Source organism: Paludibacterium yongneupense DSM 18731 (assembly GCF_000422925.1).
Taxonomy (GTDB): Bacteria; Pseudomonadota; Gammaproteobacteria; order Burkholderiales; family Chromobacteriaceae; genus Paludibacterium; species Paludibacterium yongneupense.
Genome location: NZ_AUGZ01000005.1, coordinates 24,917 through 49,149, shown reverse-complemented (window position 1 = coordinate 49,149; position 24,233 = coordinate 24,917). Strand labels below are relative to the sequence as shown.

Here is a 24,233-nt window from a genome sequence, read left to right as displayed (position 1 = left end):
TCATTGCGATTTGCCAAGTCATATTTCAGACCAGCTCCATGCATGGGGGGAGCGACCATGTTTCGATCCGCTAGCCGTTCCTGTTCGTCCCTGCCGCGTGCAGGGTACATGCTTGCCTTTCTCGTCCTGGCCGGGCGCGCCGCCCTCGCCGCCCAGCCCGTCGTGCGACTGGCATCGACGGACTGGCCGCCTTATAGCGGGGCTTCGCTGCCGGGGCAGGGCGAAACGGTCGCCCTGGTGCGGCATGTGCTCGCGCGTGCCGGCTACGATCTGAGAGTCGAATTTCTGCCTTGGCAGAAAGCGCAATGGGCCGGGATGAAAGAGGCGGGCTTCGTCGGCTATTTTCCCGCCTACCGCGCCCGATCGCGTGCCGGGACGTGCCTGTTCAGCGGCGAGCTGGGCAGCAGCCAGGTCGGTCTTGCCATCCGCAAGGACCATCCCGTGCACTGGAGCAGCGCCGAGTCCCTGTCGCGCCTGACGCTCGGCGTCGTTGCCGGCTATGCGAATACCGAGGCTCTCGACAAGCGCATTGTCACGCACCGGCAGACGGTGCGTTCCGCCGTCAGCGATTACGCCAACCTGAATGCCTTGCTCGCCGGGCAGGTCGATGCGGCGATCATCGACCGCAACGTGATGGCGTATCTGCTCAATAACACGCCGCCGCTGCGAGCCGAGCGCAGCCGTGTCGACTTCGGCGAAAAGATACTTGAGAACAAAACGCTGCATGTCTGCTTTCGCCGCGACGATGCCGGGCGCGACATCAGGGAGGCGTTCGACGCCTCGCTCGCGTATTTTTGACGCAGGGTTTTTTGTCACAAGGCACCGCTTCGTTTTATGCTTCGAGTCTGTTGTTTTTTCGGGAATCGCGCATGAGTCGCATTACGTTTGAACTGCTGGAACGCCTGGTGGCGTTCGATACGACCAGCCGGCATTCGAATCTGGCATTGATCGAATGGGTCGCCGCCTATCTGCAGCGCCATGGCGTAGCCAGCCGCTTCTCCTACAACGACGACCGCAGCAAGGCCAACCTGTTCGCGCGTATCGGTCCGGAAGGAAGGCCGGTGTTGCTGCTGTCGGGGCATAGCGATGTCGTGCCGGTCGACGGGCAGGTCTGGCAAAGCGACCCCTTCGTGCTGTCGGAACGCGAAGGGCGCTACTATGGGCGTGGCGCGGCGGACATGAAGGGCTTCATCGCCTGCGTGCTGGCATCGGTGCCGGACTGGGTCGAACTCGCGCGCAACGGCTTGCTGGAACAGCCGCTGGGTATAGCGCTGTCCTATGACGAAGAAGTCGGTTGCCTGGGTGTGGCTGGCCTGATCGATGATTTGAAGGCTGGCGGCATCGAGGTCGCCGGTTGCATCATCGGCGAGCCGACATCGATGGTACCCGTCGTCGCTCACAAGGGCATCGCGCACTACCGCTGCCGCGTCACCGGACGTGCCGCTCACTCCTCGCTGACGCCGCGCGGCGTCAACGCCATCGAGTACGCGGCCCGGCTGATCGCCCATATCCGCCGCCTAGCCGATGCCGAGGCGCAATTCGGCCGTCGGCACGCCCTGTACGACGTGCCGTTCGCGACCTTGCAGACCGGGATGGTCCGTGGCGGCACGGCAGCCAATATTGTTCCGGGGGAATGCGAATTCGTGTTCGAGTGCCGCTGGCTGCCCGGCGACCGGCACCAGCGCTATGTCGACTCCTTGCGCGACTACGCTGCCACCGTGCTCGGCGAGATGCGCGAGGTTGCCCCGGAAGCGGATATCGAACTCGAAGCCCTGGTCGACTGCCCCCCGTTCGAAGCCGATGCAGCGAGCCGGGTGATGGCCCTGGTCGATACGTTGTGTGGCGGGGTTGAGGGGCAGGGCGTGGCCTATACGACAGAAGCCGGCCGCTTTCACGAGGCCGGAATCCCCTGCGTGGTCTGCGGGCCCGGCGCGATCGAACAGGCGCACCGCGCCGACGAATATATCGAGGGCGAGCAGATCGAAACCTGCTGCCGCTGGCTGCAGACGCTGACGCGCCTGCTGTCGGGACGGGGGGAGTGACGGAGGGGGGGGCCGGAAATGACCACCCCCGCTTTGCGCTCCAGCGAAAAAACCTTCAGAATCTGTCCTGAATTTGGAAAAGGCCTGCCCGCGCTGACGCTGGCAGGCTGTTTTTATCGGGATAGAGGGACATGAACAAAAACAAAGCCGCTGTCGCCGGCAAGTCGCGCGATGGCTTTACTTCCAGTTTCGGCGTCCTTGCCGCGACATTGGGCTCGGCCGTCGGGCTCGGCAATATCTGGAAGTTTCCATATCTGACCGGAACCAACGGCGGCGCCGGTTTTCTGATCGTGTATGTGCTGGCCACGCTGGTCGTCGGCCTGCCGGTCATGATCGCGGAGATCATGCTTGGCCGCAAGGCCAAGGCCGATGCCTTCACCACGCTCAAGACGCTGGCGCCTGCCGGCCAGCCGTGGTGGGTCATCAGTGTCATGGGTGTGGCAGCCGCCTTTCTGATCATGGCGTTTTACTCCGAAGTTGCCGCCTGGGTCTTCGCTTATGTGTTCAAGGCCATGGGTAGCAGCATCGTCACGCACGACCCGAAAGTGACCTCGGCCGCCTTCGGGCAGCTGATTTCGGACCCGCTGCAGTCTTTGCTATGGCAATGGCTGGTACTGGCCCTGATCGCCGGCATTCTGCTGATGGGGGTGGCAAAGGGGATAGAAGCGGTCGCCAAAAAACTGATGCCCTTGCTGTTTCTGCTCCTGCTTGTCGTCGGTGCCCGCAGCCTGATGCTGCCGGGAGCCTCGGCCGGGGTCGGTTTCCTGTTCCACCCCGACTTCAGCAAGATCAGCGCTGGGGTGGTCCTGACGGCTGTCGGGCTCGCCTTCTTCAAGCTGTCGATCGGCATGGGCACCATGATGACGTATGGCAGCTACTTCCGCGACGATCAGAACATTCCCGCCACCACCTTGCGCGTGATGTGCGCCGATCTGTTTGTGTCCATGCTGGCCGGTCTCGCTATTTTCCCCGCCGTGTTCGCTTTCGGCTTCGAGCCGGCTGCCGGTCCGTCGCTGCTGTTCATCACGATTCCGGCGGTATTCGCCAGCATGCCGCTCGGGCATCTGTTCATGGTCGTATTCTTTTTCCTGACCGCGATCTCGGCCGTCGGCGCGATGCTGTCCTTGCTGGAAGTGCCGGTTTCGGTGATTAGCGGGCGTTTTCACATGAGCCGGGTGAAAGCCACGATCCTGACCTTGCTGCTACTCCTGGTTGTAGGGTCGGGCTGCGCCTTGTCCAATAGCAGCATGGCCGGATTCAAGGTGTTCGGCATGACCCTGTTCGACCTGTTCGACTTCTGTACCTCCAATGTCTTGCTGCCTCTGGGCGGGATTCTGCTGTGCATCTTCACCGGCTGGGTTTGGGGACTCGACCGCACCCGGCTGGCCTTGAGCAATCAGGGTGCGCTCAACAACCAGGGCTTGTGCCGCTTGCTGGTTTTTCTGCTGCGCTATGTATCGCCGCTGTTGATTCTGGTGGTGATGCTCAAGGGGTTGAAGGTTTTCTGATGCAAGGGGGAGCGTCCCCCCTGTCACGGACCTGCGTCGTCGTCTGCAATCTGGGGCGGGTCCAGCGGCGGGAAACCGTTGATGTCCTGGCGTGACTTGATCAGGAACAGGACGATCGCGCTGTTCAGGGCGCCGAAGCCCCAGGCAATCAGCATGAAGCAGGAATAGGCCGTCACGGCGTCGTTGAAAAGGACGACGCCGTGACGGCTTAATTCATGGGGGTCGAACACGGAGAAAAATGCCACGCTGGCCAGAAGCGCGATCAGAAAAGACGGCCATAACAGCAAGATCGATTTGCGCATGATTGTATCCCCCTGCCGGAAAGTGGGGAAGAAAGGCCGCGCGGCTTGCCGCGCACGCGACCTGCCTGGTCAGGCCAGAGCCTGTTCGATGCGGTCCAGTGCTTTTTCCAGATTGGCCATGCTGGTGGCGAAGCTGATGCGGAAATAGCCTTCGGCGCCGAAGGCCGAGCCCGGGACTACCGCCACATCGCGCGTTTCCAGCAGATAGGCGGCCAGTGCCATATCGGTGCCGGCACTTATTTTTCCTTCCGCCAACAGGTTTGCAATGGCGCCGCGCGCATCGACAAAAGCGTAAAAAGCCCCCCCTGCGCTCAGACATTTCAGACCGCGAATCGCATTGAAACGGGAGACGACGAAATCGTGGCGCTGGTTGAAGGCCTCGAGCATGGGGGCGATACACCCCTGGTCGCCATTGAGGGCGGCTTCAGCTGCGACTTGCGAAATCGACGTCGGGTTCGAGGTCGATTGCGACTGGATATTCTCCATCGCCTTGATCAGCCATTCCGGACCGCCGGCGTAACCGATGCGCCAGCCCGTCATCGAGTAGGCCTTGGAGACGCCATTGAGCAAAATCACGCGTTCGGCAAGCTCGGGCGCAGCATTGAGAATGTTGTAGAAGCGGGTGTCGCCGAGCAGTACGTGCTCGTACATGTCGTCGGAGGCCACAAACACCTGCGGGTGGCGCTTGAGGACGGTGGCAAGCGCTTGCAGCTCGGCCAGCGTATACACCGCTCCGGTCGGATTGGACGGGCTGTTGAGTACCAGCAGGCGCGTCTGTGGCGTGATCGCGGCTTCGAGCTGGGCGGCGTCGAGTTTGAAACCCTGCTCGATACCGCACTCGACGATGACGGGACGGCCTTCGGCGAGCAGGACGATGTCCGGGTAGGAAACCCAGTAGGGGGCGGGGATGATGACTTCGTCGCCTTCGTTGATGAAGGCCATGCACAGATTGAAGAAACTCTGCTTGCCGCCGACCGACACCAGTATCTGACGGGCGGTGAACTCGACGCCGTTGTCGCGTTTGAATTTCGCGATCACGGCCTGCTTGAGCGAGGGGGTGCCGGAAACGGGGGTGTATTTGGTGAAGCCGCGGTTGATGGCGCCGATGGCGGCATCCTTGATGTGCTGCGGGGTATCGAAATCGGGTTCCCCTGCCGCCAGGATGATAACGTCTCGGCCATCGGCTTTCAGCTTCTGCGCCTTGGCGTTGATGGCGAGGGTCGGAGATTCATTGATGGACAATACACGCTTGGATAATTCCACTTTTGTGCCCCTTGAGTCACGGTTACGCGAATCGGAGTATCAATCATAACGCGGATGGGGAGTCATGCCCAAGCCGGATTCAGCTCTCCGGCATTCCTACGGTCACGGCGGTGCGTTCGTGCCTGACGGCGGCGTCGCAAACGGCAAGCGAAGGCAGGGCTCCTGTGGGGCGGCGGCAGAGGGGGCCGTATCCGGTAGAGAAGGCTGGCCGGCCCCTCGCGACTGTCGCCGCCTCTATCCACTCGTATGAAGCCGGCTTTTTCCAGCAGGCGGCGCGAAGCCAGACGGTTTTCGCGTACCGTGGCCCATATTTCCGGCCGCTGCAACGTGAAGAAGCCGAAACGGAGGCTTGCCGCCGCTTGTTCCGCCGCCAGCTCCCGGCCCCATGCGTCAGGCGCGGGCCGATAGCCGGGATTGATCCTCTGCTGCCTGTCGAGAGTCTTGAAGGAGAGGCCTCCTCGAGCGCGAGCGCCCAGGGACCGAAGCCGTGGGCCGACCAGTGCGCGAGCCAGGCCATGAGTCGCGCTTCGGCATCGGCGCGCGTGCGGCATGGCCCCGCCGGGTTGAACAGAAGAGTTCGCGGGTCGCCGAAAATGGCGAACAGGCTATTCACATCGTCGGCCTGCGGTACGCGCAGCACCAAGCGTGACGGCCCGGATGGGGGGGCATTGTGCCTGGCCTCCCCGCATGCGCCGTGGCGGTTCCCGCCCGGACAGGGTTGCGCTACGATGGGGCATGGCCGGGCCACTGTCGGCCCGGGGACGGCGCTATCCCGTCATTCTTGCATGGGTTTGCCATTGTTGCTGGTCGCCTTGCACGCGACGGCTAAATTCAGGAGCATGTCATGCCGCCATCCCGGCATTTTAAGCAGGTCGATGTTTTTACGCGTGTGCCGCTGCTCGGCAATCCGCTGGCCGTCGTCCTCGATGCCGAGGGGCTGGACGATGCACAGATGCAAGCGATTGCACGGTGGACGCATTTGTCCGAGACGACGTTCGTCCTGCCCCCGACCGATCCTGCGGCAGACTACCGGGTGCGGATCTTTACCCCGTCCCGGGAATTCCCTTTTGCCGGGCATCCGACACTGGGCACCGCTCATGCCTTGCTCGAGTCCGGCTTGCAGCCGAGGAACCCGGGCCGGCTCGTGCAGCAGTGCGGAGTCGGCCTGGTCGCGGTCGACCGGCCCGGTGACGGTTCGCTGGCCTTTCTGGCGCCGCCCGGCCATCAGTCCGGGCTGTCGGCAGGCGGGCGGGCGTTGCTCGATGCCGCGCTGCCCGGGGCGGGCGAGGCCGCTGTGGTCGACATGGGCATTCGCTGGCTGGCTGTCGCGCTGGAATCGGCCACCGCCTGCCTCGGGGCCCGGGTCGACGTCAACGCGCTCGACGCGCTGTGCGCGGGGGCGGGCGTCGATGGCCTCGCCCTCTACGGCAGGCATGCCGGCGGCGGTCCGGCAGACTATGAAGTCCGGGCGCTGTATGTCGAAGACGGACAGGGGGTCGAAGACCCGGTGACCGGCAGTGCCAATGCCTGCATTGCCAGGGTGTTGCTGGCCCGGGACGGCCCGTTGGCTGGCGGCTACCGGGTGCGCCAGGGCACGTGCTTGCAGCGCGATGGGCGGCTATCGGTCGAATACGTCGACGGGCAACCCTGGATCGGCGGCCATAGCGTGACGGTGATTGACGGGACGATCCGGGTTTGAACGTCGGCCTCGGATGATTGCCGCGTATTCCATGATTCGGCCAGCGAGTCCGTATACCGGCTGCGCGCCGAGGCGAAGGCATCCTGAAGCAGAATCGAGGGCGTGCATGCGCGCCATTAAAGGCGAAAGGGGAAGGAATGCTCAGGATATTGGGCAGGGCGACATCGATCAATGTGCGCAAGGTTCTGTGGACCTGCGCCGAAATCGGCATCGAGCATGTGAGGGAAGACTGGGGGCGCGGCTATCGTTCGACGCGGGAGGCGGAATTCTTGCGCTTGAATCCGAACGGGCTGATCCCCGTTCTTGTCGACGGGGATTTCGTGCTATGGGAATCCAATGCGATCTGCCGGTATCTCGCCCGTTCGCGCGGCCGCGATGATCTGTTGCCCGTCGATTGGCGGCAGGGAGCCCTGGTCGAACAGTGGATGGACTGGCAGGCCGGAACACTGGGGGCTGCCGCCAGTTATGCTTTTCATGCCCTGGTGCGGCAAAGTCCCGATCATAGGGATGAGGCACAGATCGCATCGAGCCTCGCGCGCTGGCAAGAGGCGATGGCGATTCTGGATGCACAGTTGGCGGCGACGGGCGCCCATGCCGTCGGTGCGGCTTTTACCCTGGCCGATATCGTGCTCGGCCTTTCGGTCCACCGCTGGTACCAGACGCCATTCGACAAACCGGAGTTCGGCGCGGTGCGGGATTATTACCAGCGCCTGCATGCGCGGCCGGGCTTCGTCGCGAACGGGCCTCAGGGCGCGCCCTGAGACCCGGCCGGCCCGGTGGCGGTCAGGCCTGCTGTTTTTTCTTGCGCGAACGTAGACGGGCCAGTGCGCCTATCATGCCCATGCTGCTCATCATCAGTGCATAGGTCTCGGGTTCGGGAACCGGCGAGATGGAAAAGCTGGTGATCCGTTCGTCGGCGAAGCTGCCGCCGGTGGCGGCGGTGAAGCCCGCGTACATGAACGAGCCGAAGCGGGTCGCCAGATTGATCGAGGCGTTGTCGCTGATGGTGTAGCTGACGCCGTCGACGGTCAGAACGCCATTCATGCTCAGCAGGTGGCTCACGGCATTGTAGCTGACCGTTTCGGTGCCGGTAACCAGGCTCGCATGCCCGAGATTGGCCGGCGCGGCTTTGGTGTCATAGGCATTGCCGTCGGTATTGATGCCGGCGGTATTGTTGCCCCAGCTCTGAATGACCGAGCCCACCGCGTGCAGCCCGGTGTAGCCGATATTGCCCCCGTTGCCGCCTACGACCGTGTTGCCGATGCCCTGCAAGGCGAAGGCAAAGCCGTCAGCCATGCTTCGGCTGCCGGCGAAAGGGCTGCTGAGGCTGAAAGAATACGTGCTGGTAAACGAGCTTGCCGTCGATAGCGGTGCCGTGATCCACGCGGCGCCGGCTTCGTAATTCGCATCGTTGACCAGTTGCAGATTGCCGTTGCCGAGCAGGGCGGCCGAACCGACGAGGTTCACGGAGTTGCCGCCAAAAACGGTTGCCGATGCGGGGAGTACGGTCAGGGCCGATAGCGCAGCCGCCAGTGCCGGAAAAAGGCGCATGGTTTTCCTTTTCGATTTGTTAGTTGATGATGTTCTTTTACAGGTCTTCGAACAACATTTTACATATCTTATCGAAAATGAATACTGCACTTTGGTACCAGGCGCACCCCAGAACGAGTGCGCCCCGGCTTGGCCAGGCGGCGGCCATCAAGGGCGCGGGCGCGCAGCAGGTGCCGCTATCCTTTGCGTCTGTTCGGCTTTGCCGGAGCCGCAGCTGCCGCAGCTGCTGCAGCCGTCGCCGCAGTGTCCACCCGATTCTCCGCCGCGCCGCAGATGCTCGAGCATGCGCGCCGCGCGGACATGGCCCCGGCGTGCGCAGGCGCTGGCGGCCGTGCGCAGCCAGCGTTGCGTTGCGCCTGGCGCCAGCTTGCGCACCAGTTGGAGCGTGCACGCGATGACGAGCAGCGCCAGCAGGACATATTGCAGTAGCAGGCCGGATTTCATGAGAACCACTCCACGAGATGGTAGGTCAGCAAAGACGCCGCATAGGCCAGGACGAACATGTAAGAGAAGGACAGCGCGACCGTGCGCCAGGACTGCGTTTCGCGGCGAATGACGGCCAGGGTCGACATGCATTGCGGAGCAAAGGCGAACCAGACCATCAGGGAGATCGAACTCGCCAGCGTGATATGGGCGGTCAGCGCCTGGCCGAGCCCGGCCGTGTTGGCATCGCCTCCGCTGACGGCGTATACCGTGGCGAGTGCGGCGACGGCGGTTTCCCTGGCGGCAAAGGCGGGGATCAACGACAGGCTGATCTGCCAGTTGAAACCGAGCGGGGCGAACAGGTGCTGCAGTGCACGACCGATATAGCCGGCAAAACTGTAGTCGATGGCGGGGCCGACCGCGCCTGCCGGCGGAGCCGGAAAGGTCGACAGCACCCACATCAGCACGGTCAGGGCCAGAATCACGCCGGTCAGGCGTTTGAGGAAGATCGTGCCGCGTTCCCATAGTCCGATCGCGATGTCGCGTGCTTTCGGCAAGCGGTAGGAGGGTAATTCCATCATCAGCGCGTGTTCGGTCTTGTCGCGGTGGCTGCGCTTCAGCACCCAGCCGACGGCCATCGCTCCGACGATGCCCAGCGCGTACAGCAGAAACAGTACCAGGCCCTGAAGATTGAACAGTCCCATGATCTGGCGGTGTGCCGGGATGAAGGCGCCGATCAGCAAGGCATAGACCGGCAACCGGGCAGAGCAGGTCATCAGCGGGGCCACCATCATGGTCACCAGCCTGTCGCGCGGGTCGGTGATGCTGCGGGTGCCCATGACGCCGGGAATCGCGCAGGCGAAGCTTGATAGCAGCGGAATGAACGAACGGCCGGTGAGGCCGACGGACACCATCAGGCGGTCGAGCAGGAAGGCGGCGCGAGGCAGGTAGCCGGACTCTTCCAGAACAATGATGAACAGGAACAGCACGAGGATTTCCGGTAGAAAGCCGAGTACCGTGCCCAGGCCGCCGAACAGTCCGTCGCTGACGAGGCCGCGCAAGGGGCCGTCCGGCAGCACGCCGCCTGCCAGGCCGCCTATCCAGCCTACCCCGTCGCCTATCGCATCTGTCATCGGCTTGCCTATCGAGTACACGGCCTGAAATACCAGAAACATGACCAGTGCCAGGATCGCCAGTCCGAACACCGGGTGCAGCGCCCAGCGATCGATCGCATCGTCGGTCGAGTCGGTGGCGCGCGGCATCGTCACCGTCGCGGCCAGCAGGCTTCGGACTTCGGCATGCAGATCGGAGGCGGGGGCGGGGCTTTCATGCGGTATCGCTGCGGGTATGACATACCCGTCCACCAGCTCGATCAGAGCCTGTGCGCCGCCGCGCTTGACCGCGACGGTTTGTACCACCGGCAGTCCCAGCCGCTGCTGCAGCGCGGGGATGTCGATCGCGATGCCGCGCTTGCGCGCGGCGTCCATCATGTTCAAGGCCAGTACGACCGGCCGCCCCTGACGGCAGACTTCCAGTACAAAACGCAGATGCAGCCGCAGATTGGTGGCGTCGGCGACGCAGACGATCAGGTCGGGAACCGCTTCGCCAGGGTAGCGGCCGAGCAGCACATCGCGCGTGATTCTTTCGTCCGGGCTCGTTGCCTCCAGGCTGTAGGCGCCGGGAAGGTCGAGGAGTTGCACCTGCCGCCCCGAGTGCGAGGTGAAGCGGCCTTCCTTGCGTTCCACGGTCACGCCTGCGTAGTTGGCGACCTTCTGCCGACCGCCGGTCAGCTGGTTGAACAGTGCCGTCTTGCCGCAGTTGGGGTTGCCAACCAGCGCGACGCGCAAACTGGCGGTGCTCATGCGGCCTCCTTGCTGACGACGATGCGACGCGCTTCGCGTCGCCGCAACGCGAAGCGTGTCGAGCCGATTTGCACGAGCAGCGGATCGCCTCCCCAGGGAGCGTGCGTCACGATGCGGACGGGCTCGCCGTGGACAAAACCCAGGTCGCGCAGACGCTGGGCGATGGCATCGGATGCCGTGGCGTCTTCGACGTGTTCGACCGTCGCCGCGGCTCCTTTTGGCAAGTCAGACAGGTACATGTAAGCTCCGGGGGAATGGGAATCGTTCGCAATCTAACATGTCGCGTGAGGAAGAACCAGCCTCTGACGCTGCCCAATGGCCCCTTGACTTGACTCAGCGCAAACGCGGACGGCGAATCGGCGGCGCAGGAGCGAGTGCCGGCGAGCCGGGCAGCGGCGCGGGTCGGTGCCGGCCCATACGGCAGGCTGCGACAAAATGCCGCACCTGGCTCGACCAGGGTGTTTGTCGCGAAAATGGCCTCCCTGTTTCTAGAGAAAAAGGCGCAAGGGGTGCACTATAGGAGGACGCTGTCCACGTGGTGTATCGCTGTCGCAGGGGCGATTGCTTCGTATGACTATTCTGTGTGGGAGTTTCCCGGACATATCATCTGACGTCCGGCAGTCAATATGACGAGGCCCGCATCATGCAATTCCAGGACTACTATCAGACGCTAGGCGTCGCGCGCGATGCGACGCAGGACGATATCAAACGCGCATACCGCAAGCTGGCGCGCAAGTTTCACCCCGATGTCAGCAAAGAGGCCGACGCAGAAGTCCGCTTCAAGGCGCTGGGCGAGGCGTATGCGGTATTGAAGGACCCCGAGAAGCGGGCCGCTTACGACCAGATGGGGAGCGAGTGGAAAACGGGGCAGGATTTCAGACCGCCGCCCGGTTGGGATGCCGGCTTCGAGTTCAGCGGGAGCGGTTTCGAAACGGCGGGCAGCGGCGAATACAGCGATTTTTTCGAAGCGCTGTTCGGCCGCGCCGGGGCTGGCCGCGGCACGCATGCAAAAGGGCGCGACCGGCACGCCAAAGTCGTGATCGACCTGGCCGATGCCTATCGCGGCGCGCAGCGCAGTATCGTCATGCAAGTGCCGCAACGCAACGCGCAAGGCCGGGTGCAGTTGCATGAGCGCACGCTCGATGTAGCCATCCCGCGGGGTGTTCGTGCCGGACAGCATCTGCGGCTGGCGGGGCAGGGCGAGCCCGGTGCAGGCGGAGGCGCGGCCGGTGACCTGTATCTGGAAATCGACTTTGCCGAGCACCCGCTGTTTCGTGCGGACGGCGCCGATGTCTTTCTCGATCTGCCGCTCGCTCCATGGGAGGCCGCACTGGGTGCGGCAGTGGATGTTCCTACTCCGACGGGTACCGTGCGGCTGACGATACCGCCTGGCTCGGAGGCGGGAAAGCGTCTGCGGCTGAAGGGGCGCGGGATTCCCGCTGCAACGGTCGGCGACCTGTACGCCGTATTGACCATCGTGCTCCCTCCCGCCGCGCGCGAAAGCGAGCGCCAGGCTTACCAGGCGTTTGCGCGCGCCTTCGATTTCGACCCCCGGGCCCGTTTGAAAGGATGATGACCATGACGTCTTCGCGAATGACTCTCCTGGTGGGAGTGGTGGTCGAGGAGGATGTCGGCCTGAGCTTGTCCGAGTTGGCCCGCGCGAGCGGGGCCGATGAGTCCCAGCTTGTCGAATGGGTGCTGGAGGGGGTGCTCGACCCGTCAGGGGGCGCTCCCGCCGACTGGCGCTTCGGCGGCGCATCGTTGCGGCGCGCGCATCTGGCGCGGCGTCTGTCGGAGGATCTGGAAATCAACCCGCCCGGCGTGGCGCTCGCGCTCGATTTGATCGACGAGATCGATTCCTTGCGTTCGCATCTGCGGCGCCGGGGCGCCGGCTAGCCCTTTTCGCTGCCGGATGCGACCGGCGCACTGGGGGCCGTTGCCGCGGGAGGCGTGGCGCGCCCGTCGAGCGCCAGCGCCAGCGCGGCTCCGGGATTCATGCTGTCGACCATGGAGCTCGGTATCAGTATCGTGGTGCCGCGTTCCTTCGTCGTTTCATAGATGATGTTCATTGCGCGCAGTTGCAGTGCCATCGGCTGGTCGGCATAGACCCGCGCCGCTTCGACGAATTTGTTGGCGATTTCGGCTTCGGCCGACCCCAGTATGATGCGTGCCTGCTTTTCGCGCTCGGCCTGGGCCTGGCGCGACATGGCATCTTGCAGCGCCTCGGGAATGGCCACGTCGCGGATTTCGACCGAGCGTACGGTAATGCCCCATTCGACGGTTTGCTGTCCTATTTTTTCGCGCAAGGCGAGGTCGGCCTTTTGCCGCTCCGATAGCAGCGCCGTCAGCATCGATGCCCCTATCATCTCGCGCAGCGAAGTCTGCGCCACACGGTCTATGGCCTGACGGTAGTCGGTGATTGCCAGTGCCGCCTTTTGCGCGTCGTGCACATGCCAGAAAATGATCGCGTCGACATTGACCGGCACCGTGTCGCGGGTGAGCGCCTGTTCGGCGTTGAACGCCGTCGTCTGGATGCGCTCGTCGATGACGGCGACGACATTGTCGATGACCGGAATGATCAGGAACAAGCCCGGGCCCTTGACGCCATGCAGACGGCCTGCGCGCAGGACGACGAATTTCTGCCAGGTATTCGCCATCTTCAGCGATTGGGAAACGATGGCCGCGGCGAACCAGAAGCCGATGGCGAGCGGAAGGTTGGCGCCGTGCTGGAACACGGCCCCTGTCGCGGCGAGCGCGATGACGATGGCAAAGGTAATGGGGTTCATGCGGCGTTCCTTGTCCTGGCTGTAGCACGGGACCGCGCGACCACTCGCGTGAGCGACATGGCGCGGGCGTGGCGAAAGGCTGCCTGTCATGATTATGGCCCATTGCGCGGGCGTGTGCGGCTCGTGTCAGGTTGCCGGTGGCAATGGAGCGGGGGTGCCGTACGGGAAGGCAGCGCGTGTTGCGCGGCGGAGGGCAGAGAGGGAAAGGCGAGCCCCGCGCCGGACGGCGCGGGTTGCGGTCAGACGGCGGCGTTGAGGTAAGCGTCGGCCGGATAGAGCGCGCTTTCCAGTCCGAACAGCGAGCGGAACGTCACTTCGACCTTGCGGCCGAAGGGTTTGACCTTGACGACCTCGAAGCATTCGACGTCGCCGTTATTCTTGTGTTCGTTGATCAAAAAACCGGGTTTAAGCTGGCTAATTTTCATTATCATTATGTTTTCCAAAATCTGATATATATTCATTTTTGCATTGCGAATGGCGTGCTCGGGCGCTGCTCCGTTCGGGGCGGGCATCGCTTGGTGGGACACTCGGTGCTGCGTGGGGGCTTGATGGACAACCAGGGATAGTCAGAGTACTGCCGAAGATAACCATCAATGTGCGCGTTGCGCACGGGCAAAGCTCCGCAAACCGGAGCTTTGCCGGACAACCGGATTAAGCGGGCTGGATGTTCGTAGCCTGCGGGCCTTTTTGGCCCATGCCGGAGGTGTAGGTCACTTTTTGACCTTCGGCCAGGCTCTTGAAGCCATCGGCGCGAATTTCGGAGAAGTGAGCGAACAGATCGTCGCCGCCTGCATCCGGGGTGATGAAGCCGAAGCCTTTAGCATCATTGAACCACTTAACGGTACCTTGTTCCATTTTTCATTCCTTGTAAATATTGACTGGGCTGAGCATTTGCTCGGTGGCGAAATAATCAAGAACAACCGGACTGTGCAATGGAAGTACCGCTGAAAAGAGGGACTGACGATGAACTTCGGAGCTGCTGCTTGAAATCTTGCTGAGGTAAGTTATACGCACTCCGCGACGGGCGGTCAAGTGTTTTCTTGTTTTTTCTCGCAGGACTGAAAACGGCGGGCGCCGCCGTTTTCAGTTGAACAGCGTGCGTGCGCCCTCGAAGCGGGCGGCGAAGTAGCGGTTATCGAGGCGGTCGACCCGAATCGGGCTGTTCGTGTGTGGGGCATGCACGAATTTGCCGTCGCCGATATAGATGCCCATATGCGAAAAAGAACGGTTCAGCGTGTTGAAAAACACCAGGTCGCCGACCTGCATGTCCCCGGTCGGGATCGGTCGCGCGATGCCGGCGATCTGCGCCGCGTTGTGCGGCAGTTTCACGCCGACCGCGTTGCGATAGATGTAGTCGACCATGCCGCTGCAGTCGAGCCCTGCCTCGGGGTTGCTGCCGCCGAAGCGGTAGTCGAGATCGAGCAGGCTCAGGGTGTAGATCAGGATCTCGCGACCGGCGCCGTCGGCCTTCAGGGTGGACAGATTGCCGTTCGCACTCGGACGCGGCCGTACGGCATGGCCGGTCTTGAGCGGTGGCGGGCTCGCGCACGAGGCGAGCAGGGCGGCGGCGGCGAGATACAGACCGATGGAGGCTTTCATTTTTGTCTGGATTCCAGTTCTTCCCAGCGCGACAGCTTCTCGATCAGTTCCAGTTCGATCGCCTCGATGCGCTGCTGCCAGGCGTGCGCTTCCAGCGGCGTGTCGCGATAGCAGGCCGGATCGAGCAGCCTGGCGTTCAAGGCCTGTTGCTCGGTCTCCAGTGCGGCGATGTGGTCGGGAAGCGCAGCCAGCTCACGCGTTTCATTGTAGGAAAGTTTGGCGACGTTTTGCCGCGGTTTGTCTTTTTTCGCGGCCTCGTCGCGCGCGGCGACCGGCGCCGCGGCCACCTGTTGCCGTGCCATGCGGGCTTTGGTGTCGATCCAGTCCTGATAGCCGCCCGGCGACTCTTCGAGCCGGCCGTCGCCTTCGAAGGCGATGACCTGCGTCACCACGTTGTCGAGGAAGGTCCGGTCATGGCTGACCAGGAACACGGTGCCGTCATAGGCGTCGATCAGTTCTTCGAGCAGCTCCAGGGTGTCGATGTCGAGGTCGTTGGTCGGCTCGTCCAGCACCAGAACATTCGCCGGTCGTGTGAACAGGCGAGCGAGCAACAGGCGGTTGCGTTCCCCGCCTGACAGGGATCGCACCGGACTGCGCGCGCGCTCGGGGGAAAACAGGAAGTCTTCCAGATAACTCATGACATGCTTGCGGTTGCCGCCGATGTCTAGGAATTCGTTACCCTGGCTGATGACGTCGACCACGCTCGCGTTTTCGTCCAATTGTTCGCGAAACTGGTCGAAATAGGCGATCTGCAACTTGCTGCCGAGATGAACCGTACCGCTGTCGGGCTGGATTTCACCGAGGATCAGTTTCAGCAGCGTGGTTTTGCCTATGCCGTTGGGGCCGATCAACCCGATTTTGTCACCGCGCAGAATGCGCGTGGTGAAATCGCGCACCAGCACGCGGCCGTCGTACGCTTTCTTTACATGCTCGAGTTCGGCCACCAGTTTGCCGGAGCGTTCGCCCGGCGCCAGCTGGAAGTTGACCTGGCCCACGCGTTCGCGCCGCGCGCTACGCTGTTGCCGCAGTTGTTCCAGCCGACGCACGCGGCCCATGTTGCGCGTGCGCCGCGCCTCGATCCCGCGGCGGATCCAGACTTCTTCCTGGGCATGGAATTTGTCGAAAACACGGTTCTGCTCTTCTTCGCTGGCCAGCTCTTCCGCCTTGCGTGTCTGGTAGGCGGCGAAACTGCCTGGGTAGCTGCGCATCAGGCCGCGATCGAGTTCGACGATGCGCGATGCGGTGTGGTCGAGAAAGCGCCGGTCGTGAGTGATCAGCAGCACGCTGCCGGCGTAGTTTTTGAACAGGCCTTCCAGCCATTCGATGGCGGCCACGTCGAGGTGGTTGGTCGGTTCGTCCAGCAGCAGGACATCCGGCTTGGACGCCAGCGCCCGCGCGAGCGCCACCCGCTTTTTCCACCCGCCCGAGAGCGCATCGATGCGCTGGTCGGCGGGCAGATCGAGGTGGCTGAGCGTGGTCTGGATCAGGGCGTCGAATTGCCAGCCGTCGCGGGCTTCCAGCTCATGCTGGATATGCTCGAATTCGTCGAGCAGGGCCCCGTCCGTGTCGTGTTCGAGGCGCAGGCTCAGCTCGTGGTAGCGCGCCAGCAGCGTTTTCAGGTCGCCCAGTCCTTCCGCCACCGCTTCGAAAACCGTGTGCCCGCTGTCGAACTCGGGCTCTTGCGCCACATAGGCGACACGGATCTCGCCCTGGCGGTTGATCCGGCCGTCGTCGAGAGCGATGACGCCGGCGATGGCCTTGAGCAGGGATGATTTTCCGGCGCCGTTGCGGCCGATCAGACCGACGACTTCGCCGCTTTCGAGAGCGAAATCGACGCGATCGAGCAGGGTGTGGTGACCGAAGGCGAGACTGCCTTTTTCGACTGTGATGAGTGCCATTGCTGGAATTGCCAAGTAAATCCGATGAGGGCGATTGTAGCATGAGAGGCCGGGGCGGCTTCGCGTCGCGGCAGGCGTGCTGTTACAATGCGACGCCAACAGTATTGAGAAGTGAAAGGATAACCATGTATTTTGTCGATCGTTCGGCGGCGGTGATCAAGCCGAAGCAGCCTTTTCTCGACTGGCTCAATGCGGTGCCCGAAAACGATGCGGATCTGACGCTCGACAGCCTGCGCAGCGATTGCACCATCGTTCTGCTGCCCGAGTTCGTCGATCCGGAAGAAGGCGTGTCCCGTATCGACGACATGCATGAAACCCTGTTCAAGATGGAACTTGCGAGCTGGTACGAGGACGAAAGCCTGTGGCCTGCCGACCGTTCGCTCAAGGCCTTCTGGGAGTGGTTCGATGTCGAGATCCATTCGACCGTGATAGACAGCGTCGAAGGCGACATCACCAATATGCCTGCCGTCGGGGAGTAAGGGGATGCGGCGGCAGCGGATGGCGGCTTTCGATCTTCTGCCCGTGCCTTCGCGTTATTGCCTGGCGCTGGTGCTGGCGGTGTCTGCGCTGGCGTGCGGCCTGCTCTTGACGTTTGCGTCCGCTGCCGCCATCTGTCTGTTGCCGCTGCCGTTCTACGTCGGCTATCTGTTGCGGTGCGACGGGTGGCTGGGCGGGCGCCGTGCGGCCGAGCGCGTGACGGTGGACGGCGGAGGCCACGTCGTATTCTGGCGGGGCGGGACGAGGTTCGCAGTGCAGGTCGCGGACGACAGTCTGGTGCTGCCCTGGCTGATCGTGCTGGCTGTCCGCGGCGCCGGGCGGCGCATGACCCTGGTTTTGTGGCCGGATTCGGCCGGACGCGAGGCGCAACGGCAACTGGCTGTTTATCTGCGCTGTTTCCTTGAGCCGGCGTAGCGATATTTTTGCGGTTGATCCAGCAATGACAATGATGCAATCCGCGAGCCTCGACGAATGGCTCGCCTATCTTGAAAATCTGCACCTGACCGAAATCGATCTCGGGCTCGCGCGCGTGGAGCGCGTGCGTGCCGGGATGGGGCTTGCGCCGGCCTTTCCCGTGGTCATGGTCGGCGGCACCAACGGCAAGGGCTCGGTCAGCGCCATGTTGTCGACCATGCTGCGATGCGCGGGCTTCAAGGTCGGAACCTATACTTCGCCGCATATCCTGCGCTACAACGAGCGCATAGCCATCGACATGCAGCCGGTGGCCGATTCCGCCGTCACGGCGGCATTCGCGGCGATCGAAACCGCACGCGCCGATGTCTCGCTCAGCTATTTCGAATTCGGGACGCTGGCGGCGATGCATGTCTTCATCGAGCAGGGGGTGGATGTCGCCGTGCTCGAAGTCGGCCTCGGCGGCCGCCTCGATGCGGTCAATATCTTCGACCCCGATGTGTCGGTCGTGGTCAGCGTCGACCTCGATCACCAGGCTTATCTCGGGGATACGCGCGAAGCGATCGGCTTTGAAAAAGCCGGCATTTTCCGCGCCGGCAGGCCGGCCATCTGTGCCGATGCCAACCCGCCGCAGAGCCTGCTCGACCATGCGGCTGCCATCGGCGCCGACCTGAGGCTGATCGGCCGCGATTTCGGGCCGGCCCGTTTCGACAAGCAATGGTCTTTCCGCATGCCCGGATTCGATCGCCATGCCTTGCCCCTGCCGGCCCTGCGTGGCGACTACCAGCTGGACAACGCTTCGGCGGCGCTGGCAGTACTCGCGGTGCTGCACGAACGCCTGCCGGTCGGGCTGGGGGCGATCAAGCGCGGCCTGTCCGAGGTCGATTGGCCCGGGCGGTTCCAGGTCTTGCCCGGTCGACCGCTCGTCGTGCTCGATGTCGGACATAATCCGCATGCGGTGCGCGCCCTGGTCACCAATATGCGGGTATTGCCCTATGCCGAACGGCGTATCGCCGTATTTTCCATGCTCGCCGACAAGGATGTCGATGCCGTGATCGAGCTGGCACGCGAAGCCTTTGACATCTGGTATGTCGCGGGTCTCGACTTGCCGCGCGGGCAGAGTGCGCAGGCGCTGGCCGCGCGGCTGGCCGCGCATGGCGTGCCCGGCGTCCATGTCTGTGCTTCGGTCGCGTCCGCCTGGAAGGATGCCTTATCGCAAGCGTCCGAGAATGATAGAATCGTCGTTTTCGGATCGTTCCATACGGTTGCCGAGGTCATGCTGGCCCGGGAACCCCACCGCTGAGGAAGGCATGGCAGGTTTGTCCGCCCAAGAAGAACTGATCGTGCTCAAGAAGCGCGCGCGCCGCCGCCTGGTGGGTGCGGTCGTGCTCGTGCTGGTTGCGACGGCCGTGTTGTGGCGCGTGGTCGGCAGGGTGCCGGCGCAGCAGATGAAACCCGAATCCGTTGAAATCCTCGGTGCCGCCGCTTCTTCCGCTCCGGCGGCAGCGGCGTCGGCGCCGCTGCCGGCTTCCGCCGGTACCGCGCTCGCCGCTGCCCGCCCGGCCGCGGCGACCGCCTTGCCTGAATCCTTGTCGACGATGGCGGCCGACGAAGGCGAGGCTTCGGCGCCCCCGACGACGCGCGCGGCGCCGATACCGGTCAAGCCCGCGCCGGCGGTCGAGACCGAACCCGTTGTCGTCCATACGAAGAAGCCGGCCCGCGAAGCCTCGAGCGGGCGCGCCGCGCATCCGCCGCGCGCTGAAGCGCCGGCCCCGGCAGCCGTGCGCCATGCCGATCCGGCCGCGATTCTCGAAGGTCGAGACAGCGGTGCGACCGATGCCGCGCCAGGCGCGGCCGCCGCCCCGGCTGGCGAGCACATGATGATTCAGCTGGCTGCCCTGTCGGACCAGGACAAGGCCGATGCGCTGCGCGCCAAGTTGTCCGCGCTTGGCGTGAATGCGCGCTTCAGCAAGGTCGATACCAGCAAGGGGCCGGTGACGCGCGTCCGCGTCGGTCCGTTCGCCTCGCGTGCCGAAGCCGACGCGGTGTTGCGCAAGCTGGCCCGCGCTGGCGTGACCGGCATTATTGTGAGCCGGCCATGACGGTTTTCGACTATATTGTCATCGCTATCGTATTGGGCTCCATCATCGTGGCCGTGATGCGCGGCCTCGTCGCCGAGGTGCTGTCGCTGGGCTCGTGGCTGATCGCTTTCTGGTGTGCGAAGCAGTTTGCCCCTGCGGTGTCCGACTGGCTGCCCGCCTCGTTGTCGAGCGAGGGCGTGCGCGTTGTCGCATCGTTCATCCTGGTTTTCTTCCTGGTCTGGCTGGCGACGGCGCTTGCGCGCGTCACGCTGACCGGGGTTCTCGATTCGACCGGCCTGGGCGGCATCAATCGCATGCTCGGTGCCGCTTTCGGTCTGGCGCGCGGCCTGGTGCTGGCGACGGTGTTGGTCCTGCTCGGAGGTCTTACCCACATGCCGGAAAAAGACGTATGGAGGAATGCGCTGTTAGCGCACCCCTTGGAGACGGCGGCCTTGTCATTGAGGCCATGGCTACCCCCGCTTCTAGCCGAGCACATCAGTTATCCGGGGTAGTGCACAGGCGGAATATCTTGATAGCTTCACTTCAAGATTTCCGCCTTTTATTTTGTCTGTAACGCGAAGTTGGAAAGAGAGCCAGAGATGTGTGGAATTTTAGGTGTGGTTGGGCAGTCTCCGGTCAACCAGTTGTTGTACGACGGGTTGCAGGTGCTGCAGCACCGGGGGCAGGATGCGGCCGGCATCGTGACCGCCGAAGGCGAGACCTTCCATATGCACAAGGGCAGCGGCATGGTGCGCGACGTGTTTCGCACCCGCAATATGCGCTCGCTGCTCGGTTGCGCCGGCATCGCCCATGTGCGTTACCCGACTGCCGGCTCGGCGTCGAGTCTGGCCGAGGCTCAGCCTTTTTATGTCAATTCGCCGTTTGGCATCGTACTCGCCCATAACGGCAATCTGACAAACACCGATGAGTTGCAGGCGGACATGTTCCGGCACGATCTGCGCCATATCAATACCAACTCCGATTCGGAAGTGCTGCTCAATGTCTTCGCGCATGAGCTGGCGCAGCGGGTCGAAGGCTTCGAGCTGTCGGTCGATGCCGTTTTCAGCGCGATCGCCGCCGTGCATCGCCGCGTGCGCGGCGCCTATGCGGTGGTGGCGATGATTGCCGGCTACGGCCTGGTCGCCTTCCGCGATCCGAACGGCATTCGCCCGCTGGTACTCGGCAGCCTGCAATCGCCCGCCGGCCAGACCGAGTTCATGCTGGCCTCCGAGTCGGTGGCGCTCGATTGCTCCGGCTTTACCCTGCTGCGGGATATCGAACCCGGCGAGGGCGTGTTCATCACCTTCGGCGGCGATTTGCATGCGCGCCAGTGCGCCGAACACATCCGGCACGCGCCCTGTCTGTTCGAATACGTCTATTTTGCCCGTCCCGATTCCGTGATCGATGGCGCATCGGTGTATCAAGCGCGCATCCGCATGGGAGACCAGCTCGCGGAGAAGGTGCTGCGCACGCTGCCCGAGATCGATATCGACGTGGTGATGCCGATCCCGGATACCAGCCGCCCGAGCGCCTTGCAACTGGCGAATCACCTCGGACTGCCTTATCGCGAGGGTTTCATCAAGAACCGCTATATCGGCCGTACCTTCATCATGCCGGGGCAGGCCGTGCGCAAGAAATCGGTGCGGCAGAAACTGAATCCGGTCGCAAGCGAATTTCGTGGCCGCAATGTGCTGCTGGTCGACGACTCGATCGTGCGCGGCACGACCTCGCGCGAGATCGTGCAGATGGCCCGCGATGCGGGTGCGCGCAAGGTTTACTTCGCATCGGCAGCGCCCGCCGTGCGGTTTCCCAATGTCTACGGCATCGATATGCCGACCCGCGCCGAATTGCTGGCCACCGGCCGCAGCGAGGAGCAGATCGCGCAGGAAATCGGCGCCGACGCCGTGATCTACCAGGACCTCGAGGCGCTGATGGCGGCTGTCAGCAGTGTGAACCCCGAATTGCGCGAATTCGAAACCTCGTGCTTCGACGGCCAATACATCACCGGCGACATCGATGCCGCCTATCTCGACGCGATCGAAAGCGCGCGTCTTGGTGCCAAGACGCGCGACGAGGAGTCGACTTCGCAACTGATCGATCATAACCTGAACGTTGCCGAACAGAACCTGATGTGAGCACAATGGCCTTGTCCCGCCGCCGGGCATGCCGTTCGGCGGCGGGTTGACAACGACAGTGCCGGGACCCGGGAGGTCAACCGGTACAGGGACAAGGCCATGAGCGACACGAAAACATTACATCCGGAAACCCTGGCGATTCGCGCCGGACGCGAGCATAGCGGTTTCGGCGAGCACAGTCAGAGTCTGTTTCTGACGTCCAGTTTTACCTTCGACACGGCCGCCGACGCGGCGGCGCTGTTTCTCGGCGAGCGCGAAGGGTATACCTACTCGCGCTTCACCAATCCGACGGTATCGGCATTCCAGCAGCGCCTGGCCGCACTCGAGGGCGGCGAGCGCGCGATTGCCACCGCCAGCGGCATGGCGGCAATACAGGCGGTGATGATGAGTCAGCTGAAGTCGGGCGACCATATCGTCTCGTCGCAGAGTCTGTTCGGTTCCACACTGAATCTCTTCGCCGGAACGCTCTCGAAGTTCGGTATCGAAACCACCTTTGTCGACCCCAAGGATTCCGGCGCCTGGCGCGCTGCGCTGCGGCCCGAAACAAAGCTGCTGTTTCTGGAAACGCCGTCAAACCCCCTGACCGAAGTGGCGGACATTGCCGCGGTGGCTGCCATCGCGCACGAGCATGGTGCGATTCTCGTGGTCGATAACTGCTTTTGCTCGCCGGCCTTGCAACGGCCGCTCGAGCTGGGCGCCGATCTGGTGGTGCACTCGGCCACCAAATATCTTGACGGGCATGGACGCGTGCTGGGTGGCGCCGTCGTCGGCAGCGACGCGCTGGTCGAACCGGTCTATCTGCACGTGCGTACGGCCGGTCCATCGCTGTCCCCGTTCAATGCCTGGGTGCTGCTGTCCGGTCTGGAAACCCTGTATCTGCGCATGGAAAAACAATGCGCGAACGCTTTGCAGGTCGCCCGCTGGCTGGAGTCGCGCCCCGAAGTCGAGCGCGTGTTCTACCCCGGGCTGGAGAGCCATCCCCAGCATGCGCTGGCGCAACGCCAGCAGAGCGCGGGCGGCGCCGTCCTGTCTTTCGTGGTCCGGGGCGGGCGCGAGGCGGCCTGGCGTGTGGTCGACCGGGTCGAGGTCATCTCGCGCACGGCGAACCTCGGCGATGTCAAGTCGACCATTACCCATCCGGCATCGACGACCCATGCGCGCGTGAGTGCAGAGGCGCGCGAACGGGCCGGCATCGGCGAGGGCCTGTTGCGACTGGCCGTCGGCCTCGAGCATCCGGACGATCTGCAGCTTGATCTGGAACGCGGCCTGGGCCTCTGAGCCCGGCTGTGCCCCTGCCGGGGGTGCGTGCATTGCTTGCCGCAGTGCACACTTGCGCTCCCGGCTAAATTCAATGGGGTATATTGCTCGTTTGTGCTGTTGAAAATGACGCATTCATCGATCTGTCAGTGTGCAACGCTTGACATGAATCAAGTTAAAACGTAAGTTTGAAACGCATGTTCGAAAGCTAAAATGGACAAGGCAAAACCATTACTCAAATCGCATAAAGTGGAAGAGACCATGGAAGCGAGCCGCCCCGATACCTCGACCCGGATTCTCGATGTTTCCGAGCGCTTGTTTGTCGAGCACGGCTTCGAAGCCACCTCGCTTCGCATGATCACCCAGCAGGCCGAGGTCAATCTCGCCGCTGTGAACTATCACTTCGGTTCCAAGGATGCACTGTTCGAATCGGTATTCATGCGCCGGCTGGCGCCGCTGATCGCGGCCTGTCTGTCCGAGCTGGATGCCGTGGAAGCGGACGGGCGGGTTAGCGATGTGGCATTGCTGGTCATGACGTTCATTCGTCCGTGCCTGGCTTTGTCCAAGGACCCGTCGCGCGGGGGCGCATTGTTCGTCCGTCTTCTGTCGCGCACGCTGGTGGAAAACCACCGCCTGCTGCGCGAAACGATTTCGCAACAGTACAGTGTCTTCGTCCAGCGCTACGCGCACGCCTTTCATCAGGCGCTGCCGCAGCTCGAAGAGGAAGAACTGGCCTGGCGGATGCATTTCGCGTTCAGCGTCATGTTCAATGCTTTCGCCGGCAACGACGTTCTCAAGATCTTCGGACGCAGCCATGTGGTGACGGCGCGCGATCCGGATCTGATCGTCAAGCATCTCGTTCCTTTTGTGGTGGCAGGACTGGTGGCGCCCGACCATGGCTGACAAGAGGTCAACACG

General features: G+C 63.2%; 26 protein-coding genes and 1 pseudogene. 15 read left to right on the top strand and 12 right to left on the bottom strand.

The window, feature by feature from the left end:
• Positions 1-57: 57 nt before the first annotated feature.
• From G520_RS0102465 to G520_RS0102455, 3 genes are all read left to right on the top strand, one after another.
• Positions 58-798, top strand: a complete 741-nt coding sequence (locus G520_RS0102465) for a substrate-binding periplasmic protein (protein WP_169449805.1) — start codon at positions 58-60, stop codon at positions 796-798.
• A gap of 71 nt (positions 799-869) precedes the next feature.
• The gene (argE, locus tag G520_RS0102460; protein WP_028534286.1) at positions 870-2,042 is read left to right on the top strand and encodes an acetylornithine deacetylase; all 1,173 of its coding nucleotides are present in this window, start codon (positions 870-872) and stop codon (positions 2,040-2,042) included.
• Between the two features lie 131 nt (positions 2,043-2,173).
• Complete coding sequence (locus tag G520_RS0102455) at positions 2,174-3,550, top strand: sodium-dependent transporter (protein WP_028534285.1); 1,377 nt, start codon at positions 2,174-2,176, stop codon at positions 3,548-3,550.
• Positions 3,551-3,573: 23 nt separating this feature from the next.
• Here the strand turns inward: G520_RS0102455 and G520_RS0102450 are convergent, their stop codons facing one another.
• The 3 genes and pseudogenes from G520_RS0102450 to G520_RS25780 all read right to left on the bottom strand — a co-directional run bounded on the left by G520_RS0102450 (position 3,574) and on the right by G520_RS25780 (position 5,755).
• The gene (locus G520_RS0102450; RefSeq protein ID WP_028534284.1) at positions 3,574-3,852 is read right to left on the bottom strand and encodes a hypothetical protein; all 279 of its coding nucleotides are present in this window, start codon (positions 3,850-3,852) and stop codon (positions 3,574-3,576) included.
• Between the two features lie 69 nt (positions 3,853-3,921).
• Positions 3,922-5,115 (bottom strand): pyridoxal phosphate-dependent aminotransferase, encoded by a 1,194-nt coding sequence (locus G520_RS0102445; protein WP_028534283.1) that lies wholly within the window; start codon positions 5,113-5,115, stop codon positions 3,922-3,924.
• Positions 5,116-5,177: 62 nt separating this feature from the next.
• Positions 5,178-5,755 (bottom strand): annotated as a pseudogene (locus tag G520_RS25780) (GNAT family N-acetyltransferase).
• Between the two features lie 204 nt (positions 5,756-5,959).
• Between G520_RS25780 and G520_RS0102435 the strand changes: the two are divergent.
• Both G520_RS0102435 and G520_RS0102430 read left to right on the top strand, forming a co-directional pair.
• Complete coding sequence (locus G520_RS0102435; RefSeq protein WP_028534282.1) at positions 5,960-6,814, top strand: PhzF family phenazine biosynthesis protein; 855 nt, start codon at positions 5,960-5,962, stop codon at positions 6,812-6,814.
• 137 nt (positions 6,815-6,951) lie between these two features.
• On the top strand, positions 6,952-7,575 hold the full coding sequence (locus G520_RS0102430) for a glutathione S-transferase family protein (protein ID WP_028534281.1): 624 nt from the start codon (positions 6,952-6,954) through the stop codon (positions 7,573-7,575).
• Positions 7,576-7,597: 22 nt separating this feature from the next.
• Here G520_RS0102430 and G520_RS0102425 read toward each other — a convergent pair whose 3' ends face one another.
• From G520_RS0102425 to G520_RS0102405, 4 genes are all read right to left on the bottom strand, one after another.
• Complete coding sequence (locus tag G520_RS0102425; RefSeq protein ID WP_028534280.1) at positions 7,598-8,365, bottom strand: PEP-CTERM sorting domain-containing protein; 768 nt, start codon at positions 8,363-8,365, stop codon at positions 7,598-7,600.
• Between the two features lie 147 nt (positions 8,366-8,512).
• The gene (locus tag G520_RS0102415; protein WP_028534279.1) at positions 8,513-8,809 is read right to left on the bottom strand and encodes a DUF6587 family protein; all 297 of its coding nucleotides are present in this window, start codon (positions 8,807-8,809) and stop codon (positions 8,513-8,515) included.
• A complete protein-coding gene (gene feoB, locus G520_RS0102410) occupies positions 8,806-10,650 on the bottom strand; it encodes a ferrous iron transporter B (protein ID WP_028534278.1) in 1,845 nt (614 codons plus the stop codon). The genes G520_RS0102415 and feoB overlap by 4 nt, the downstream gene beginning before the upstream one ends.
• On the bottom strand, positions 10,647-10,889 hold the full coding sequence (locus G520_RS0102405) for a FeoA family protein (RefSeq protein ID WP_028534277.1): 243 nt from the start codon (positions 10,887-10,889) through the stop codon (positions 10,647-10,649). The genes feoB and G520_RS0102405 overlap by 4 nt, the downstream gene beginning before the upstream one ends.
• 404 nt (positions 10,890-11,293) lie before the next feature.
• On the opposite strand from G520_RS0102405, the gene G520_RS0102400 reads away from it, so the two are divergent.
• Positions 11,294-12,223 carry a DnaJ C-terminal domain-containing protein gene (locus G520_RS0102400; RefSeq protein ID WP_028534276.1) on the top strand — a complete coding sequence of 310 codons (930 nt, stop codon included), beginning with the start codon at positions 11,294-11,296 and terminating at the stop codon, positions 12,221-12,223.
• A 5-nt stretch (positions 12,224-12,228) separates the two neighbouring features.
• A complete protein-coding gene (locus G520_RS0102395) occupies positions 12,229-12,546 on the top strand; it encodes a chaperone modulator CbpM (protein WP_028534275.1) in 318 nt (105 codons plus the stop codon).
• Here G520_RS0102395 and G520_RS0102390 read toward each other — a convergent pair.
• The 5 genes from G520_RS0102390 to G520_RS0102370 form a co-directional block, all read right to left on the bottom strand.
• Positions 12,543-13,436 carry a slipin family protein gene (locus tag G520_RS0102390; RefSeq protein WP_028534274.1) on the bottom strand — a complete coding sequence of 298 codons (894 nt, stop codon included), beginning with the start codon at positions 13,434-13,436 and terminating at the stop codon, positions 12,543-12,545. The genes G520_RS0102395 and G520_RS0102390 overlap by 4 nt on opposite strands.
• 239 nt (positions 13,437-13,675) lie before the next feature.
• Complete coding sequence (locus G520_RS0102385) at positions 13,676-13,867, bottom strand: hypothetical protein (protein WP_246542653.1); 192 nt, start codon at positions 13,865-13,867, stop codon at positions 13,676-13,678.
• A gap of 220 nt (positions 13,868-14,087) precedes the next feature.
• Positions 14,088-14,291 carry a cold-shock protein gene (locus G520_RS0102380; protein WP_028534272.1) on the bottom strand — a complete coding sequence of 68 codons (204 nt, stop codon included), beginning with the start codon at positions 14,289-14,291 and terminating at the stop codon, positions 14,088-14,090.
• A gap of 228 nt (positions 14,292-14,519) precedes the next feature.
• Positions 14,520-15,035 carry a C40 family peptidase gene (locus G520_RS0102375; RefSeq protein WP_028534271.1) on the bottom strand — a complete coding sequence of 172 codons (516 nt, stop codon included), beginning with the start codon at positions 15,033-15,035 and terminating at the stop codon, positions 14,520-14,522.
• The gene (locus G520_RS0102370) at positions 15,032-16,933 is read right to left on the bottom strand and encodes an ATP-binding cassette domain-containing protein (RefSeq protein WP_028534270.1); all 1,902 of its coding nucleotides are present in this window, start codon (positions 16,931-16,933) and stop codon (positions 15,032-15,034) included. The genes G520_RS0102375 and G520_RS0102370 overlap by 4 nt, the downstream gene beginning before the upstream one ends.
• Positions 16,934-17,058: 125 nt before the next feature.
• Here G520_RS0102370 and G520_RS0102365 point away from each other — a divergent pair, with 125 nt between their 5' ends.
• The 8 genes from G520_RS0102365 (at position 17,059) to G520_RS0102330 (ending at position 24,218) form a co-directional block, all read left to right on the top strand.
• The gene (locus G520_RS0102365) at positions 17,059-17,412 is read left to right on the top strand and encodes a hypothetical protein (RefSeq protein WP_028534269.1); all 354 of its coding nucleotides are present in this window, start codon (positions 17,059-17,061) and stop codon (positions 17,410-17,412) included.
• A 4-nt stretch (positions 17,413-17,416) separates the two neighbouring features.
• A complete protein-coding gene (locus G520_RS0102360) occupies positions 17,417-17,845 on the top strand; it encodes a protein YgfX (protein ID WP_036665116.1) in 429 nt (142 codons plus the stop codon).
• A 31-nt stretch (positions 17,846-17,876) separates the two neighbouring features.
• Positions 17,877-19,145 carry a bifunctional tetrahydrofolate synthase/dihydrofolate synthase gene (folC, locus tag G520_RS0102355; RefSeq protein ID WP_036665114.1) on the top strand — a complete coding sequence of 423 codons (1,269 nt, stop codon included), beginning with the start codon at positions 17,877-17,879 and terminating at the stop codon, positions 19,143-19,145.
• Positions 19,146-19,152: 7 nt separating this feature from the next.
• Positions 19,153-19,944, top strand: coding sequence for an SPOR domain-containing protein (locus tag G520_RS0102350; protein ID WP_028534266.1), 792 nt, complete (start codon positions 19,153-19,155; stop codon positions 19,942-19,944).
• A complete protein-coding gene (locus G520_RS0102345; protein ID WP_028534265.1) occupies positions 19,941-20,435 on the top strand; it encodes a CvpA family protein in 495 nt (164 codons plus the stop codon). Before G520_RS0102350 ends, G520_RS0102345 begins: the two co-directional genes overlap by 4 nt.
• Positions 20,436-20,522: 87 nt before the next feature.
• The gene (purF, locus tag G520_RS0102340; RefSeq protein WP_028534264.1) at positions 20,523-22,058 is read left to right on the top strand and encodes an amidophosphoribosyltransferase; all 1,536 of its coding nucleotides are present in this window, start codon (positions 20,523-20,525) and stop codon (positions 22,056-22,058) included.
• Between the two features lie 99 nt (positions 22,059-22,157).
• On the top strand, positions 22,158-23,336 hold the full coding sequence (locus G520_RS0102335) for an O-succinylhomoserine sulfhydrylase (RefSeq protein WP_028534263.1): 1,179 nt from the start codon (positions 22,158-22,160) through the stop codon (positions 23,334-23,336).
• 240 nt (positions 23,337-23,576) lie between these two features.
• Complete coding sequence (locus G520_RS0102330; RefSeq protein ID WP_028534262.1) at positions 23,577-24,218, top strand: TetR/AcrR family transcriptional regulator; 642 nt, start codon at positions 23,577-23,579, stop codon at positions 24,216-24,218.
• Positions 24,219-24,233 lie beyond the last annotated feature (15 nt).